Consider the following 2,341-nt stretch of genomic DNA (forward strand, 5'->3'; position numbering starts at 1 on the left):
ACCGTACCCTGCTGGCGGCCAAGGCGGCGCTGGAGCGCGGCGACCCGGCTCCCGAGGTGATCGACGATGCGACCCGGCGCCTTGCTGATGCGGGTTTCACGCCGGACTACGTGGAGCTTGCAGGCGCCGATCTCGGCCCCGTCACCCCGGCCACGCGCGAGGCGGTGCTGCTCGCCGCCGCCCGGCTCGGGCCGGCGCGGCTGATCGACAATATCACCGTGACGCTCGGCTGAGGGCTGCCGGCGCGCTACCAATCGCGTATTGCCGCGATGCGCGACTCGCCCTATGCTGACCGGACATGCTTGAGCAGTACGCACTCGTTCCCGGGCATGACGCCCGATCAAATTCAGGAGCCCTCTCATGCAAGAAGTGGTCATTGTCGCGGCGCGGCGCACCGCAGTCGGCAGCTTCGGCGGCTCGCTCGCCGGCATTCCCGCAAGCGATCTCGGCGCCTTGGTGATCAAGGACATCCTCGCCTCCACCGGCGTCTCGCCCGACCAGGTCGACGAGGTGCTGCTCGGTCAGGTGCTGACCGCGGGCGTGGGCCAGAACCCGGCGCGCCAGGCTTCGATCAAGGCGGGCCTGCCGGACGCCGTCCCGGCGATGACCATCAACAAGGTGTGCGGTTCCGGCCTCAAGGCGGTGCATCTGGCAACGCAAGCGATTCTCTGCGGCGACGCCGAGCTGATCATCGCCGGCGGTCAGGAGAACATGTCCGCCTCGCCCCACGTGCTCCCGCACTCGCGCCAGGGCCAGCGCATGGGCGACTGGAAGGCGATCGACACCATGGTGCACGACGGCCTGTGGGACGCCTTCAACGACTACCACATGGGCATCACCGCGGAGAACCTGGCCGAGAAGTACGGCATCACCCGCGAGCAGATGGACGAGTTCGCCGCCCAGTCGCAGCAGAACGCCGCCCGTGCGATCAAGGAGGGCAAGTTCAAGAGCCAGATCGTGCCGGTCGAGATTCCCCAGCGCAAGGGCGACCCGATCGTCTTCGATACCGACGAGAACCCGCGCGAAGTCACCGCCGACAAGCTGGGCGCCATGAAGCCCGCCTTCAAGAAGGATGGCACCGTGACCGCCGGCAACGCCTCGTCGCTCAACGACGGCGCTGCCGTGGTCATGGTCTGCTCCGCCGAGAAGGCGAAAGAGCTGGGCCTTACGCCGCTGGTGCGCATCAAGGCCTACGCCAACGCCGGGGTGGATCCGGCGATCATGGGCATCGGCCCGGCACCGGCGACCCGGCGCTGCCTGGAAAAGGCGGGCTGGAGCATCGACGATCTGGATCTGGCCGAGGCCAACGAGGCCTTCGCTGCCCAGGCGCTGTCGGTCAACAAGGAGCTCGGCTGGGACGTATCAAAAGTGAACGTCAACGGCGGCGCCATCGCCCTTGGCCACCCCATCGGCGCCTCGGGCTGTCGCGTGCTGGTCTCCCTGATCCACGAGATGATCGCCCGCGATGCCAAGAAAGGCCTCGCCACCCTCTGCATCGGTGGCGGCCAGGGCGTGGCGTTGGCGATCGAGCGCCCGTAGAGCCAGCAAGCCCTCAAATGAAAAGCCCCGGCGAATGGCCGGGGCTTTTGCTTTTGGAGCGCTCAAGCGACGCTCACGGAAGCTACCTGATTCGCTCTTTGTTGACCAGCCGAGACGGCGTGCGCCCGACCAGCACCACGCCGACCAGGAACAGCGCTGCGGCGGACCACAGGGTGGTAGGCAGGCTCGTGGCATCGACCACTCGCCCGCCGAGCAGCGCGCCAAGGCCGATCGACAAGTTGAACACGAAGGCCATCAGGGCGGTCGCCGCTTCGGTGTTCGGGGCGGTGCGCAGGATCCAGGTTTGAATGCTCACCGAGATGCCGCCGAAGACCGCGCCCCACAGCATCAAGAGCCCCACGCCGGTGAGCGGGTTCGTGCCCAGCAGCGGAAAGCTCGCCACGATCACGACCAGCAGCACCGGAATCGTCAGCACGGCGATATAAGGATTGCGCGCCGCCCTCATTCCCGCCACCACGTTGCCGATGATGCCCGCCGCGCCATAGAGCAGCAAAAGCGTCCCCACGTGGCGCTGTTCGACGCCGCTGATGCTCTGCAGGACCGGGCTGATGAAGGTGTAGGCGACGAAGTGGCCTACCACCACGCAGCCGGTGGTCAGCACCGCCACGCGCACGCCACGATTGGCGAGCTGGCGAAACAGCACGCCCAGGCGCACCGGCTCGCGCGGGGCCAGCGCCGGTAGCGTCAGCCAGAGTGCACCGCCGACGATCAGGCTGACGCCGCCGAGCCCGCCGAATACCCAGCGCCAGCTGCTCATGTCGCCCAGAAGCGTCCCCAGCGG

3 protein-coding genes are annotated in these 2,341 nt (G+C 67.7%); 2 read left to right on the forward strand and 1 reads right to left on the reverse strand.

The window, feature by feature from the left end; all coding sequences use genetic code 11:
• Together BIS11_RS15425 and BIS11_RS15430 are read left to right on the forward strand one after the other, a co-directional pair.
• A partial coding sequence (locus tag BIS11_RS15425) for a pantoate--beta-alanine ligase (protein WP_253586480.1) occupies positions 1-233 on the forward strand: 233 nt, incomplete at its 5' end.
• 127 nt (positions 234-360) lie between these two features.
• A complete protein-coding gene (locus tag BIS11_RS15430; protein WP_253425491.1) occupies positions 361-1,539 on the forward strand; it encodes an acetyl-CoA C-acetyltransferase in 1,179 nt (392 codons plus the stop codon).
• Positions 1,540-1,621: 82 nt separating this feature from the next.
• On the opposite strand, the gene BIS11_RS15435 is transcribed toward BIS11_RS15430, so the two are convergent.
• On the reverse strand, positions 1,622-2,341 hold a 720-nt coding region (locus BIS11_RS15435), incomplete at its 5' end, for an MFS transporter (protein WP_253586481.1).

The organism is Halomonas sp. 707D4 (assembly GCF_024158685.1).
GTDB lineage: Bacteria > Pseudomonadota > Gammaproteobacteria > Pseudomonadales > Halomonadaceae > Vreelandella.